We start from the raw sequence: 13538 nt of genomic DNA on the forward strand, positions 1-13538 counted from the left end.
AATCGGCGCAATTCCCCTTCCACTTCTGGCTGCCGCAGGCGATGGCCGCGCCCACGCCCGTCTCGGCCTATCTGCATTCCGCCACCATGGTGAAGGCCGGGGTCTTCCTCATGGCCCGGCTCTGGCCCGTCCTTTCCGGCAGCGGGGAGTGGTTCGTGATCGTCAGCCTGACCGGGCTTCTCACCCTGCTCCTGGCCGCCAAGATCGCGCTCTTCCAGGACGACATGAAGGCCGTTCTCGCCTGGTCGACCGTCAGCCATCTCGGCCTGATCACCATGCTCCTCGGCTTCGGCACGCCAGAGGCGGCGGCGGTCGCGATCTTCCACATCGTCAACCACGCCATATTCAAGGCCGCGCTCTTCATGACTGCCGGGATCGTCGACCACGCCACCCATACCCGCGACCTCCGTCGCCTCGGGGGGCTGCGCCGGCTGATGCCGATCACCTTCGCCATCACCACCATCGCCGCGCTGTCCATGGCCGGGATTCCCCCCCTGAACGGGTTCCTGTCGAAGGAAATGATGCTGGGGGAAGCCGCCCAGATCGCATGGCCGACCCCCTGGGCGATGGGCCTCGCCGCCACGCTGGGCGCGCTCCTCTCGGTCGCCTATTCCCTCCGCTTTCTCGCCCAGGGCTTCCTCGGGCCGCAGCGGACCGACTACCCTAGGACGCCCCACGACCCCGGCCCCGGCCTCTGGGCCGCCCCCGCCCTGCTGGCCGCGCTGGTGGTCCTGATCGGCCTTTTCCCGAACCTCATGACAGCCTGGATCGTCAACCCCGCCGCCGCGGCGACCACCGGCCGCGGGATCGCCATCAACGTCGCCCACTGGCACGGGCTGGCCCCCCCCGCGCTCTGGATGTCGCTCGCGGCCATCGGCGGCGGGCTGGTGCTGCTCGGCACCTGGCCCCGGCTCCGCGCGATCTGGGACGCCACCCCCCGCCCCGAGGCGAAGCGGATCTTCGACGGTGTCATCGAACCCCTCGCCGCCGATGCCCGCAGGCTGACCGCCGCACTCCACGACGGCGGGTTCAGCCGCAGCCTCGCCCTCGGCCTTGCCGCCATCCTCGCCGCCGGGGCCTATGCCTTCCTCTCGGCGCCGCACCAGCCCGGCGACCGCCCCATGCTTCCCCTCGACATCGAGACTCTGGCGATGGGATGCGTCCTGATGCTCGCCGCCCTCGCCACGCCGATCCTGCACCGCAACCGCGTGATCGCGCTGATCCTGACCGGAGCCGTCGGCCTGATGATCGCGCCGCTCTTCGCCCGTTTCTCCGCCCCCGACCTTGCCCTGACCCAGGTCGCGGTCGAGGTGGTGACGGTGCTCCTCATGCTCCTCTCCCTCGCCTTCCTCCCCGGCGAGACACCGCGCGAAAGCAGGCCCCTCCGCCGCCTGCGTGATGCGACGCTTGCCGGGCTCAGCGGGCTTGCCACCGGCGCGCTGGCCTTCGCCATGCTGACCCGCGCCCCCGCTTTCGAGCCGATCTCGGCCTACCACCTCGCGCAGTCGAAACCCGGCGCGGGCGGCACCAATGCCGTCAACACGATCATCGTCGACTTCCGCGGCTACGACACCTTCGGCGAGATCATCGTCCTGTCCATCGCCGCCCTCGTCATCTTCGCCCTGTCCGAGACGCTGCTCGCCAGCCCCGCCGCCACCCGGCGCCTCGCCACCCTGCCACGGCGCGAGGAATCCGGCGACCGCCACCCGATGCTGCCGGTCGTCGTCACCCGCCTCCTTTTGCCAATGGCGATGATGGTCGGCACCTATATCTACCTGCGCGGCCACAATCTGCCCGGCGGCGGCTTCGTCGCGGGGCTGGTCTTCGCCATCGCCTGGCTCCTGCAATATTTCGCCTCGGGCTATGCCTGGTCCCACGCCCGAAGCCGCTTCGACCATCACACCCTGATCGGCGCAGGCGTCTCGGTCGCGCTATTGGCCGGGGTCGGCGCCTGGGTCTTCGGCCTGCCCTTCCTCACCTCCGGCTACACCTACCTCCACCTGCCGCCGCTGGACGAGATCGAACTGGCCACCGCGGCGATCTTCGACCTCGGCGTCTTCCTCTGCGTCCTCGGCGCGGTGCTTCTCGCGCTGGCCTCGCTCTCGCGGCTGGCGCTGAAGACCGGGGAACGCCCTAACACCACCACCTTCGACCTTGAGGCGCCGCGCTGATGGAAGCCCTCCTCGCCCTGGCCATCGGCCTGCTCACCACCGTCGGGCTTTACCTGATGCTGCGGCAGCGGACCTTCCCGGTGATCCTCGGCCTCACCTTCCTCAGCTATGCGGTCAACCTCTTCCTCTTCGCCTCCGGCCGCCTCGCCCTGAAGGCAGCGCCCATCATCGGCACCGCCGACCGCTACACCGACCCCCTGCCGCAGGCGCTGGTCCTGACCGCCATCGTGATCTCCTTCGGCATGACCGCCGTGATCACGATCCTCGCCATCGGCGGCTTCCTCACCGCCGGTCACGACCGCATCGACCTCGACAGGGACGACGACGAGGCCCCGACGTGACCCGCCTCCCGCCTTTCACATTTGCCCAAATATCCCCGCCGGAGGTCGCCCGAGGCCTTGTGCGTCCTTCACGCACAAGGCCGAGACAAAAGGCTTGCGCGCCAGCGCTCGATTCGATTGGCGCCCCCGACGCAACACGCGCCCCCGCCAGCCCTTCAACCCCGACACCCGCCTCAGGCTCCCCCCTCCCCCGCGTGGGGAGGGATGGGGTGGGGGGCTCCCCGGCAAACCGATATCCGATCCCAGAGGCCACCGCATGAGCCACTGGATCATCGCCCCCGTCGTCCTGCCCGCCCTCGCCGCCGCGCTGATGGTCCTGACGCTGCGCCGGAGCCTCACCTTGCAACGCGCCCTCAGCCTGGCAACGATCCTCGCGCTCAACGCCATCGCCCTCGCCCTCCTGCACGCCGCCACGACCACCGGCCCCCAGGCCTATTTCCTCGGCGACTGGCCCGCCCCCTTCGGCATCGTCCTGATCCTCGACCGGCTCTCGGCCCTGATGGTCACGCTCCTCGCCGCCCTCGCGCTTCCCGTCACCCTTTATGCCATCGGCTCTGGCTGGGACACGAAGGGCGCGCATTTCCATCCGCTCCTCATGTTCCTGCTGATGGGCCTCGGCGGGGCCTTCCTGACCGGCGATGCCTTCAACCTCTTCGTCTTCTTCGAGGTCCTGCTCATCGCCTCCTACGGCCTCATGATCCACGGCGGGGGCGAGGCGCGGACCCGCGCGGGCCTGCACTACGTCGCCTTCAACCTGATGGGCTCGGCGCTCTTCCTCTTCGCCCTCGGCCTCCTCTACGCCACCACCGGCACGCTCAACATGGCCGACCTTGCGCTGAAGCTACCCGCGCTCCCCGAGGGCGACGCCGCGCTCCCGCGCACCGCCGCGGTGATGCTGTTCCTGGTCTTCGCCATCAAGGGCGCGCTGGTGCCGCTGCACTTCTGGCTGCCCGCCACCTATGCCAACGCGCCGGGCATGACCGCCGCGCTTTTCGCGATCATGACCAAGGTCGGCGCCTATGCGACGCTGCGCTTCGCCACCCTCGTCTTCCCGCCCGACCTGCCCGCGACCGCCCTGATCCTGCCGACACTGCTTCTCCCCGCCGCGCTGGTCACGCTCGCCCTCGGCGCCATAGGCACGCTCGGCGCCGCCACCCTGCCCCGCCTCGCCGCCTTCGCCGGGATCGCCTCGATGGGCACCGTCTTCCTCGGCATCGCGCAGATGACCCCCGCCGCCAGCGCCGCCGCGCTTTACTACCTGATCCACTCCACCCTCGCGACTGCGCTGATCTTCCTCGTGGCCGACCTCCTGAGCCGCCGCCGCGCCCACCTGCGCCTCGACACCGCCGCCCCCGTCGCGCAATCCGGGCCCATCGGCGCCCTCTATTTCGCCGCCGCCATCGCCCTTGCCGGGCTGCCGCCGCTTTCGGGCTTCCCCGGCAAGCTGATGATCCTCGACGTCTGGCGCGACCAGGCCGCGGTGATCTGGCCCGCGATCCTCGTCTCCTCCTTCCTGATGCTCCTCGGCCTCTCCCGCGCGGGCTCCCTCCTCTTCTGGAAACCCGGCGCCGACCCGGCGCCCACCGCTCCGCATGAGCCGCTGGCCCTCGCCGCCGCCTTCGCCCTCCTCGCCGCCCTCGCGGCGCTGACCGTCTTCGCAGGCCCCGTCACCGACTGGCTGATGACCACCGCCACCGCGCTGTACGACCCCGAGGCCTATATCGCCGCCAACCGGCTGGGGGGCCGCCCATGAGACGCCTCCTCCCCCACCCCGTCCTTTCCGCGACGCTGACCCTCCTCTGGCTCCTCCTCGCAAACCGCTGGACACTCGGCAGCCTCGTGCTGGCCCTGATCCTCGCCACGCTGATCCCGCTCCTCTCCGCCCAATGGTGGCCCGACCGCCCGCGGGTCCGCCGTCCCCTCGCGCTGGTCGGCTATCTCCTCCTCGTCGTCCGGGACGTGATCGTCGCCAGTTTCCAGGTCGCCCGGATCATCCTGTTCCTGCCCGCCGAGCGCATCCGCTCGGCCTGGATCACCGTCCCCCTCGACCTTGCCCAGCCCGAGGCGATCAGCCTCCTCGCCGGGACCATCACCATGACCCCCGGCACGCTGACCGCCGATCTCTCCGCCGACGGCTGCGCGCTTCTCGTCCATGCGCTGCATGCCCCCGATCCCGACGCCATCCGGGACGAGATCAAGACGCGCTACGAAGCCCGCCTGAAAAGGATTTTCGCATGATCCTCTCCCCTGTCCTCGCTGTCGCCCTGACCTTCGCCCTCGGCTGCTTCGCGCTGGCGCTGGTCCTGAGTCTGATCCGCCTCTTCACCGCCCCCACGCTGACCGACCGCATCCTCGCCGTCGACACGATGACGGTGAACACCATTGCGCTGATCGTCCTCCTCGCGCTCCGCACCGACTCGGCGCTCGTGGTCGAGATCGCGCTCCTCTTCGCGCTCACCGGCTTCGTCTCCACCGTCGCCTTCTGCAAGCATCTCCTGCGCGGGAGCATCATCGAATGACCGCCCTCGCCGAATGGCTTGTCGCCGCACTGCTGGTCATGGGGGGAAGCTTCGGCCTGATCGGCAGCTATGGCCTGCTGAAACTGAAGCAGCCGATGCAGCGGCTGCACGCGCCGACCAAGGCCACGACGATGGGCGTCGGCGCGGCGCTTGTCGCCTCGGCGCTGGGGCTTGCGCTCTTGGGCCAGGGGACCGCCTGGCAGGAAATCCTGGTTTCGGTCTTCCTGTTCCTGACCGCGCCGGTCTCGGCGCTGTACCTCGCCAAGACCCATCTCCTGCGCACGCTCGACCGCCGGGAACTGCCGCCCAGCGGAACGGGCGCGCCCTGGGCCACGCTGTCCCGCGACCCCGGCGATAGTTGACCATATGGTCAATACTCCCGCCCCGCCCCCTTGCCCGACCGCCCCCCGCATGGCATCGTCCCCCTGATCCCGCCCCGTCAGGGAGAGGCCCCATGACCACGCTTTCCCCCACCCGGACCGGCCTTCTTCCCCAGGTCACGCATGCCCGGAACCCCGGCATGGCGCTCGACCTCGACTGGGTCGCGAGCGGGCAGGCCAACACCTCCGCCATCGAGCGCCGCGCCGCCACCCTGCCGGGCCGCCGCAGCGTGAAGAAGGACTATCAGGCCGCCTGGCTTTTGAAGGCCATCAGCCTCATCGACCTCACCACCCTGTCCGGCGACGACACCCCCGGCCGCGTCCAGCGCCTCTGTGCCAAGGCCCGCCAGCCCGTCGCGCAATGGATGCTCGAAAAGCTCGGGATGCCCAGTCTCACCACCGGCGCCGTCTGCGTCTATCACGAGATGGTCGAAACCGCCGTCCGCGCCCTGGAAGGCACCGCCATCCCCGTCGCCGCCGTCTCCACCGGCTTCCCCGCGGGCCTCTCGCCCTACAGGCTCCGCATCGCCGAGATCGGTGAAAGCGTGAAGGCCGGCGCGAAGGAAATCGATATCGTCATCTCCCGCCGCCATGTCCTGACCCAGAACTGGCAGGCTCTCTACGACGAGATGCGCGACATGCGCGAAGCCTGCGGCGAGGCACATGTGAAAGCCATCCTCGCCACGGGCGAGCTTGGCACGCTGCGCAACGTCGCCCGCGCCTCCCTCGTCTGCATGATGGGCGGCGCCGATTTCATCAAGACCTCCACCGGGAAGGAAACGGTCAACGCCACCCTCCCCGTCTCCCTCACCATGATCCGCGCCATCCGCGACTATGAGGCCACCACAGGCTTCAAGGTCGGCTACAAACCCGCAGGCGGCATCGCCAAGGCGAAGGATGCGCTGGTCTACCTGTCGCTGATGAAGGACGAACTCGGCCATCCCTGGCTGCAGCCCGACCTCTTCCGCTTCGGCGCGTCCAGCCTGCTGGGAGACATCGAACGCCAGCTGGAACACCACCTCACCGGCCATTACTCCGCCGCCAACCGCCACGCGATGGGGTGACCATGCCCGCCGCCCGGCCGTTCATCTTTGCCCAAATATCCCCGCCGGAGGCTCAGGCCCGCCACAAGGCGTGCCCTCTTGCAGTTGAGGACCTGACCCGATGACCATCAAGGAAATCTTCGACAGCATGGCCTACGGCCCCGCCCCCGAATCCGCCGCCGAAGCCCTCGCCTGGATCGCCAAACACAACGGCAGGTTCGGCCATTTCATCGACGGCGCCTTCACCGCTCCGGGTCAGACCTTCACGACCAGCAATCCCGCCACCGGCAAGCCCCTCACCGAAATCACCCAGGGCACCGAGGCCGACGTGGCCAAAGCCGTCGCCGCCGCCCGCCGCGCCCAGCCGAAATGGGCCAAACTCCCCGGCCACACGCGGGCGAAATATCTCTACGCCCTCGCCCGCCTCACCCAGAAACACTCCCGCCTCCTCGCCGTGCTGGAGACGCTCGACAACGGCAAGCCGATCCGCGAAAGCCGCGACATCGACATCCCCCTCGTCGCCCGCCACTTCTCCTACCACGCCGGTCTCGCCCAGCTTCTCCAATCCGAACATCCCGGCCTGCAACCGCTGGGCGTCTGCGGTGCCGTCATCCCCTGGAACTTCCCGCTCCTGATGCTGGCCTGGAAGGTCGCCCCCGCCCTTGCCGCCGGGAACACGATCGTCCTCAAACCGGCAGAATACACCCCCCTCACCGCCCTCCTCTTCGCCGAGATCAGCCGCGAGGCGGGCCTGCCCAAGGGCGTTCTCAACATCGTCACCGGCGACGGCACGACCGGCGCCGCGCTGGTCGATAGCCCCGTCGACAAGATCGCCTTCACCGGCTCCACCTCGGTCGGCAAGCGCATCCGCGAGGCCACCGCAGGCAGCGGCAAGGCCCTGACACTCGAGCTTGGCGGCAAATCCCCCTACATCGTCTTCGACGACGCCGACCTCGACTCCGCCGTCGAAGGCCTCGTCGATGCGATCTGGTTCAACCAAGGCCAGGTCTGCTGCGCCGGATCGCGCCTTCTGGTGCAGGAAGGCGTCGCCCCCCGCTTCTACGAGAAACTGAAACGCCGGATGGACGGCCTCCGCCTCGGCGACCCCTTGGACAAGGCCATCGACGTGGGCGCCGTGGTCGATCCCATCCAACTGCAAACCATCACCGACCTCGTCAAGAACAACCCCGAAGGCGAGCACTACGTCGCGCAAACCGCCCTGCCGCAGGGCTGCTTCTACCCGCCCACCCTCATCACCGGCCTCGGCACCGCCTCCACCCTGATGCAGGAGGAGATCTTCGGCCCCGTCCTCGTCTCGATGACCTTCCGCACGCCCGAAGAAGCCGTAAGCCTCGCCAACAACACCCGCTACGGCCTTGCCGCGACGCTCTGGACCGAGAACGTCAACCTCGCCCTCGACGTGGCCCCGAAACTGAAGGCCGGGGTGGTCTGGGTGAACGCCACCAACCTCTTCGACGCCGCCGCAGGCTTCGGCGGCGTCCGCGAATCCGGCTTCGGCCGGGAAGGCGGATGGGAGGGCCTGATGGCCTATCTCAAGCCCGCCGCCAAACCTGCGGCCCTCAAACCCTCCGCCCCCATCCCCGCCCCGGCAGAGCCCCAAGTCGACGCCCTCGACCGCACCGCCAAGATGTATATCGGCGGCAAGCAGGCCCGCCCCGACAGCGGCTATTCGCAACCGGTCTACGGCCCGAAGGGCAAGCTCCTCGGCCATGTCGGCATCGGCAACCGCAAGGACATCAGGAACGCCGTCGAGGCCGCCCATGCCGCCAAGGGCTGGGCGAAAACAACGGCCTACAACCGCGCCCAGGTCCTCTACTTCATCGCCGAAAACCTCTCCGCAAGGCAGCAGGAGTTCGCCCACAGACTGCAAGACCTCACCGGCAAGCCCGGCACGGCAGAGGTCGAAGCCGCCATCCAGCGCCTCTTCACCTATGCCGCCTGGGCCGACAAATACGACGGCGCCGCCAAATCCGTCCCGATCCGCGGCATCGCACTGGCGATGAACGAACCCGTCGGCGTGATCGGCGCCCTCCTCCCCGACGAAGCCCCCCTCCTCGGCCTCGTCTCCGTCATGGCCCCCGCCATCGCCATGGGCAACACCGTGGTCCTCGTCCCCGGCACCACCCCCCTCGCCACCACCGACTTCTACCAGGTCCTCGACACCTCCGACGTCCCCGGTGGAGTGGTCAACATCGTCACCGGCCCGGCGCAAGACCTCGCGAAGAGCCTCGCCGGCCACATGGACGTGGACGCCGTGTGGAGCTTCTCCTCCCAGAACCTCTCCGCCCTGATCGAACGGGAAGCGGCGGGCAACGTGAAGCGCACCTGGGTGAACAACGGCCGGGCGAGGGACTGGCTGGGGCAGGAGGGAGAGGGGCGGACCTTCCTCACCCAGGCCACCGAGATCAAGACCGTCTGGGTGCCCTATGGGGAGTGATGTAGGGTGGGTGCAACCCACCATCCCTCCCATCCTACCGCGGAACGGTGGGTTTTCACCCACCCTATGGCTCGCTCGATGAATCCTGAGAACCCACCCATTCATTTGGAGAATATCGGTGCGCGGCTTATCGGATTTAGATGAAGCAATACTCAGATGCTATAACAAGAACTCCGCAGAGTATTTGCGAGAGGCAATTGCCTGCTACCGCGCAGGCGCGTACCGATCCGCAATCGTTACAACTTGGAACTGTGTCTTCTTTGACATCATGGAAAAGCTTCGCGAGTTGAGCTTGTCTGGCGATCCGGTCTCAAGCAAGCAAGTTGCAGATTTTGAGGCGGCAACAGAGAGAGGCGATGTCGCTAAATTGCTGTCGATGGAGAAGCAGATTCTGGATGTCGCCAGAACTGACTTAGAGTTCTTTGGCGAAGTTGAACTTTTGGACCTTAAAAGAATTCAAGAAGATAGAAACCGATGCGCCCACCCTTCAGTAAATGTGTCCGGCGAAATATTTCACCCCTCCCCAGATCTCGCAAGAAGCCATATCGTCCACGCCATTGACCATTTACTGTCATTTCCTCCCAGCCACGGAAAGAATGCGCTCAATCGGCTTCTGGATGACGTGCGGTCAGACTTCTTTCCGACCACGGTTCAAAAAGCCTTGGAGGTTCTTCAGCATAGTCCTTTGGCTCGAGCAAGGAAGTCACTAGTTCGAAACTTTCTTATTGTTCTCCTCAAAGGTGTCGCTAATGATCCAGACTATAAATTTACAAGCCGAGCAACATGCGCAATAAAGGCATATGCGAAGATAAATCATCAGATATTCCACGAAACCATGCGGTCCGAAGTCACAAAAATAGTGCGCGGATTAACCGACAGTGAGATAGATGGTGCACTCAAAATACTTAGAATTGACGCACTCGCCTGGGATGGACTGGCGCCAGATCAGAGAAATAGATTGGTTGGCTTCTTCGAGAACCTTCGTGGTTACAATCTTGATTCGATAAATGATACTTGTCAGATCAAGGAACTGGAAGAAGCCGCAAACCGATGCTCCATGCGGCTTAGCGTTGAAGATATTAGGGAGAACCTTTGGTTTATCGTCCCCCCTGTGATTGTAGATCGCCTCATCCACCTTTACGCTGTGGCGCACAATTTTGACCAAGCAAACATAGTAGCAAAGACTCTGATCGAGAACGTCTCAGACTTAACAGAAGCCAATGCAGTTGATATTGTTCGGCGTGGCTCAGAAAATTCACAAGTTACAGGCAGCTTTGACTTTCCGCGCCTAAAGAATGCGCTTCTTTCTCGGTTTCCCGACAGTACCGACCTTCGTTCTGCCTTGTCCAACGACTTGGTGTGAGTTCACCACGATCGCCCCCAAGGTTAACGCCTCACCACCCCTCCGCGCGTCTGTACGAAAACCATACGCTTCCCATACGCCGTCCAGACGCCCTCCCGGTCCCAAATCCCGAGGATTACCCCAGCGTTCCCAACCCCTTGCCGGAGTCCCTTGCGGCCGCCCTAAGCCCGCCCCGCCGCCGCGCTCAAGGTCAGCGGGTCGATCCCCATCCCCTTGAGGGCCGCCGACCACTTCCCGCCGTCATCCGACCCGAACACCAGCGCCTCGGGAGCGTCACAGGTCAGCCAGTCGTTCCGCGCGATCTCGGCCTCCAGCTGGCCCGGCCCCCATCCGGAATATCCCAGCGCCAGCAAGGCCTTGCCCGGACCACCCCCGCGCGCAAGGGCCTCCAGGATGTTGATCGTCGCGGTCATCTCCAGCCCCCCCGGCACCTTCATCGTGCCCTCGGACACCGGCTGCCAGTCGGCAGAGTGCAGGACAAACCCCCGCCCCCGCTCCACCGGGCCGCCGAAATGCACGCGAATGTCGCGGCCCGGGGCCACGCGGGGAATGTTCAGGTGATCGAGAAGCCCGGAAAAGCTCAGCTCTTCCAATGGCTTGTTGATGATCAGCCCCATGGCCCCCTCGTCCGAATGGGCGCAGATCAACACCACGCTCCGCTCGAAGCGCAGGTCGGCCATCCCCGGCATGGCGATCAGGATCTGTCCGGCAAGGTCCATATCCCAAACATGGGTCGCAATCCCGCGCCCGGCAACCCCCGGCGCATGGCCAAAAGGCCACGCTCACGGCGCTTCGCCGAAAGGTGATTTCCCAAACCCCGCGCTTTTCCTATGTTCCCCCCATGCTGAAAGCCGCCACCACCCTTGCCCTTCTCGCCGCCCCGGCCCTTGCCACCACGCAGGATGACGTGCTGGCCGCCCAGCTAAGACCCGGCTGGCAAACGGAAAATGGCAGCCGCATGGCCGCGATCGAGCTTCGGCTCGCCCCCGGCTGGAAGACCTACTGGCGCAGTCCGGGCGATGCCGGCATTCCGCCCAGCTTCGACTGGTCGGGGTCCGAGAACGTGAAGTCGGTCCGCCTGCACTGGCCCGCGCCCGAGGTGTTCGAGGCCAACGGGATGCAGACCATCGGCTACCACGAACGCCTTGTCCTGCCGGTGGAAGTCACCCCGCGGGACCCCTCGCGCCCGGTCAGGCTGTCGGTGGTGATGGCGCTCGGGGTCTGCGACGAGATCTGCCTGCCCGCCACGCTGGAGCTGACTTCCGACCTCGCCGCGCCCGGTGCCCCCGACGCCAGCATCAAGGCGGCGCTGCAGGCCCGCGCCCATACCGCGGGCGAGGCCGGCGTGACCGGCGTCGCCTGCCAGGTCGATCCGATCACCGACGGCTTGCGCGTCACCGCCCGCGTCCGCCTGCCCGACCCCGGCCATCCCGAGGTCGTGGCCTTCGAGACCGCCGACCGCGCGGTCTGGGTCTCCGAAGCCGTCACCCAGCGCGAAGGCGGCGAGTTGGTCAGCATGACGGAACTCGTCCCCCCGAACGGCGCGCCCTTCGCGCTGGACCGCTCGGGGATCACCATGACCATCCTCACCGCCGGCGGGGCGGTCGAGGTGAAGGGCTGCCCCGCGGCGCCCTGACCGCCCGCCGCGCCCCTGACGGTTGTGGCACCCGCGCGCAAGGCCTAGTCTCGGCCCATGGGAATCGCGGACAAGATCGCCACCGACATCGCCGGGGACTGGCACGCCGCGCTGGCCGCCCTGGCCTGGGAGGTCGAGGCGGGCGCGGACGAGACGATTCTGGACGCCCCGGTCAACCGATACGAACTGGCGGCCGAGACACCGAAGCCCGTGGCCGCAAGGGTCCCCTCCCCGCCCGATCCGGTCGGGACCGACCCGGCAGCCATCGCCCGTGCCGCAGCCGCAAGCGCCCTTTCGCTCGACGCCCTGCGCGAGGCCATCGCCGCCTTCGACCTCTGCGAGCTGAAGAAAGGCGCGCGCAACACCGTCTTCGCCGACGGCAACCCCAGGGCCCGCGTCCTGATCCTGGGCGAGGCGCCGGGCGCCGAGGAGGACCGCGAGGGCCGCCCCTTCGTCGGCCGCGCCGGAAAACTCCTCGACCGGATGTTCGCCGCCATCGGCCTGGCCCGCACCAGCCCCGACGCGGAAAGCGCATTCTACATCACCAATGTCATGCCCTGGCGCCCCCCCGGCAACCGCGACCCGGAAGCCGCCGAGATCGCGATGATGATGCCTTTCGTCGAGCGTCACATCGCCTTGGTCGACCCGCAGGTGATCGTCGCGGTCGGCAACACCCCGCTTTTCGCCCTGACCGGGTCCCGGGGCATCCTGCGGGCGCGGGGCAACTGGAGCCAGGCCTTCGGCAAGCCGCTTCTGCCGATGACCCATCCGGCCTATCTTCTCCGCAATCCCGCGGCAAAGCGCGAGGCCTGGGCCGACCTGTTGTCCCTGCAACAAAGGCTGCGGGGATGAGGCGCCTTTTGCGGTCTTGGCGCTCGCCGCTCCTGTCCCGTGATCAACCCCTGCCTCTGAGGTCCTGATGCTCCCCGTCGAACCCCTGACCCTTCTCGCCTTCATCCCCGCCGGGCTGGCGCTGAACCTGACACCGGGGGCGGACATGATGTTCTGCCTGGGCCAAGGGCTGAAGTCCGGCCGGAAACCCGCGATGGCGGCGAATTTCGGCATCGCGACGGGAGGGATGGTCCATACGATCCTGGCCGCCCTGGGGCTTGGCGCGCTGGTCGCCGCGCATCCGGCGGCCTTCGAGGCGATCCGCTGGCTGGGGGTCGGCTACCTGCTGTGGCTGGCGGTTTCGGCGCTCCGCTCCTCGCCCTTCGCGGCCGAGGCGCAGGTGGTGCCGACCTCGGCCCGCAAGGCCTTCTGGCAGGGGCTGATGGTCAACCTGCTGAATCCGAAAGTGATTCTCTTCATCCTCGCCTTCCTGCCGCAGTTCGTCGACCCCGCCCGCGCGATCCTGCCGCAGTTCCTGACCCTGGGCGTGGTGTTCAGCCTGGGTGGATTGGCCGTCAACGGGGCGGTAGGGATGTTCGCGGGCACCATCGGCCAGCGCGTCGCCCGCTCGGCAGGGCTGGCGAAATGGCTGAGCCGGATCAGCGCCACGATCTTCGGCGCGCTGGCCCTGCGGCTGGCGCTGATGCCGAGGAGTTGAGGCCCATGTCCCGCATCGACGAAAGCCTGCCCTTCCACCCGGTCCGCATCGCGGTGCTGACGGTCAGCGACAGCCGCA

At 67.1% G+C, this 13538-nt stretch carries 13 protein-coding genes; 12 read left to right on the forward strand and 1 reads right to left on the reverse strand.

Annotation, left to right across the window (positions count from 1 at the left end):
• From mbhE to V7Q39_RS13780, 9 genes are all read left to right on the forward strand, one after another.
• Positions 1 to 2171 (forward strand): hydrogen gas-evolving membrane-bound hydrogenase subunit E (mbhE, locus tag V7Q39_RS13740; RefSeq protein ID WP_333817164.1); only part of this gene is annotated, 2171 nt, incomplete at its 5' end.
• Positions 2171 to 2512 (forward strand): Na+/H+ antiporter subunit C, encoded by a 342-nt coding sequence (locus tag V7Q39_RS13745; RefSeq protein WP_333817165.1) that lies wholly within the window; start codon positions 2171 to 2173, stop codon positions 2510 to 2512. The genes mbhE and V7Q39_RS13745, both read left to right, overlap by 1 nt.
• A 256-nt stretch (positions 2513 to 2768) precedes the next feature.
• A complete protein-coding gene (locus V7Q39_RS13750) occupies positions 2769 to 4265 on the forward strand; it encodes a monovalent cation/H+ antiporter subunit D (RefSeq protein WP_333817166.1) in 1497 nt (498 codons plus the stop codon).
• On the forward strand, positions 4262 to 4750 hold the full coding sequence (locus V7Q39_RS13755) for a Na+/H+ antiporter subunit E (protein ID WP_333817167.1): 489 nt from the start codon (positions 4262 to 4264) through the stop codon (positions 4748 to 4750). The genes V7Q39_RS13750 and V7Q39_RS13755 overlap by 4 nt, the downstream gene beginning before the upstream one ends.
• Positions 4747 to 5031 carry a K+/H+ antiporter subunit F gene (locus V7Q39_RS13760; protein ID WP_333817168.1) on the forward strand — a complete coding sequence of 95 codons (285 nt, stop codon included), beginning with the start codon at positions 4747 to 4749 and terminating at the stop codon, positions 5029 to 5031. Before V7Q39_RS13755 ends, V7Q39_RS13760 begins: the two co-directional genes overlap by 4 nt.
• Complete coding sequence (locus V7Q39_RS13765; protein WP_333817169.1) at positions 5028 to 5393, forward strand: Na+/H+ antiporter subunit G; 366 nt, start codon at positions 5028 to 5030, stop codon at positions 5391 to 5393. Before V7Q39_RS13760 ends, V7Q39_RS13765 begins: the two co-directional genes overlap by 4 nt.
• Before the next feature lie 92 nt (positions 5394 to 5485).
• Complete coding sequence (gene deoC / locus V7Q39_RS13770) at positions 5486 to 6475, forward strand: deoxyribose-phosphate aldolase (RefSeq protein WP_333817170.1); 990 nt, start codon at positions 5486 to 5488, stop codon at positions 6473 to 6475.
• Positions 6476 to 6575: 100 nt separating this feature from the next.
• A complete protein-coding gene (locus tag V7Q39_RS13775) occupies positions 6576 to 8912 on the forward strand; it encodes an aldehyde dehydrogenase family protein (protein WP_333817171.1) in 2337 nt (778 codons plus the stop codon).
• A 268-nt stretch (positions 8913 to 9180) separates the two neighbouring features.
• Positions 9181 to 10275, forward strand: a complete 1095-nt coding sequence (locus V7Q39_RS13780) for a hypothetical protein (protein WP_333817172.1) — start codon at positions 9181 to 9183, stop codon at positions 10273 to 10275.
• A 161-nt stretch (positions 10276 to 10436) separates the two neighbouring features.
• Here V7Q39_RS13780 and V7Q39_RS13785 read toward each other — a convergent pair whose 3' ends face one another.
• Positions 10437 to 10994 (reverse strand): YqgE/AlgH family protein, encoded by a 558-nt coding sequence (locus V7Q39_RS13785; RefSeq protein ID WP_333817173.1) that lies wholly within the window; start codon positions 10992 to 10994, stop codon positions 10437 to 10439.
• A 122-nt stretch (positions 10995 to 11116) separates the two neighbouring features.
• Between V7Q39_RS13785 and V7Q39_RS13790 the strand changes: the two genes are divergently transcribed.
• The 3 genes from V7Q39_RS13790 (at position 11117) to V7Q39_RS13800 (ending at position 13460) form a co-directional block, all read left to right on the forward strand.
• Complete coding sequence (locus tag V7Q39_RS13790; RefSeq protein ID WP_333817174.1) at positions 11117 to 11911, forward strand: protein-disulfide reductase DsbD domain-containing protein; 795 nt, start codon at positions 11117 to 11119, stop codon at positions 11909 to 11911.
• A 57-nt stretch (positions 11912 to 11968) separates the two neighbouring features.
• The gene (locus tag V7Q39_RS13795; RefSeq protein WP_333817175.1) at positions 11969 to 12763 is read left to right on the forward strand and encodes a uracil-DNA glycosylase; all 795 of its coding nucleotides are present in this window, start codon (positions 11969 to 11971) and stop codon (positions 12761 to 12763) included.
• Between the two features lie 67 nt (positions 12764 to 12830).
• The gene (locus V7Q39_RS13800) at positions 12831 to 13460 is read left to right on the forward strand and encodes a LysE family translocator (protein ID WP_333817176.1); all 630 of its coding nucleotides are present in this window, start codon (positions 12831 to 12833) and stop codon (positions 13458 to 13460) included.
• Positions 13461 to 13538 lie beyond the last annotated feature (78 nt).

Source organism: Tabrizicola sp., from assembly GCF_036781545.1.
Classification (GTDB): domain Bacteria; phylum Pseudomonadota; class Alphaproteobacteria; order Rhodobacterales; family Rhodobacteraceae; genus Tabrizicola.

Excerpts from the sequence above, each read along its gene's own strand:
- V7Q39_RS13800 (WP_333817176.1), top strand. The coding sequence starts at position 12,831 with ATGCTCCCCGTCGAACCCCTGACCCTTCTCGCCTTCATCCCCGCCGGG.
- V7Q39_RS13755 (WP_333817167.1), top strand. The coding sequence starts at position 4,262 with ATGAGACGCCTCCTCCCCCACCCCGTCCTTTCCGCGACGCTGACCCTC.
- V7Q39_RS13785 (WP_333817173.1), bottom strand. The coding sequence starts at position 10,994 with ATGGACCTTGCCGGACAGATCCTGATCGCCATGCCGGGGATGGCCGAC.
- V7Q39_RS13745 (WP_333817165.1), top strand. The coding sequence starts at position 2,171 with ATGGAAGCCCTCCTCGCCCTGGCCATCGGCCTGCTCACCACCGTCGGG.
- V7Q39_RS13765 (WP_333817169.1), top strand. The coding sequence starts at position 5,028 with ATGACCGCCCTCGCCGAATGGCTTGTCGCCGCACTGCTGGTCATGGGG.
- deoC (WP_333817170.1), top strand. The coding sequence starts at position 5,486 with ATGACCACGCTTTCCCCCACCCGGACCGGCCTTCTTCCCCAGGTCACG.
- V7Q39_RS13795 (WP_333817175.1), top strand. The coding sequence starts at position 11,969 with ATGGGAATCGCGGACAAGATCGCCACCGACATCGCCGGGGACTGGCAC.
- V7Q39_RS13750 (WP_333817166.1), top strand. The coding sequence starts at position 2,769 with ATGAGCCACTGGATCATCGCCCCCGTCGTCCTGCCCGCCCTCGCCGCC.
- V7Q39_RS13775 (WP_333817171.1), top strand. The coding sequence starts at position 6,576 with ATGACCATCAAGGAAATCTTCGACAGCATGGCCTACGGCCCCGCCCCC.
- V7Q39_RS13780 (WP_333817172.1), top strand. The coding sequence starts at position 9,181 with ATGGAAAAGCTTCGCGAGTTGAGCTTGTCTGGCGATCCGGTCTCAAGC.
- V7Q39_RS13760 (WP_333817168.1), top strand. The coding sequence starts at position 4,747 with ATGATCCTCTCCCCTGTCCTCGCTGTCGCCCTGACCTTCGCCCTCGGC.
- V7Q39_RS13790 (WP_333817174.1), top strand. The coding sequence starts at position 11,117 with ATGCTGAAAGCCGCCACCACCCTTGCCCTTCTCGCCGCCCCGGCCCTT.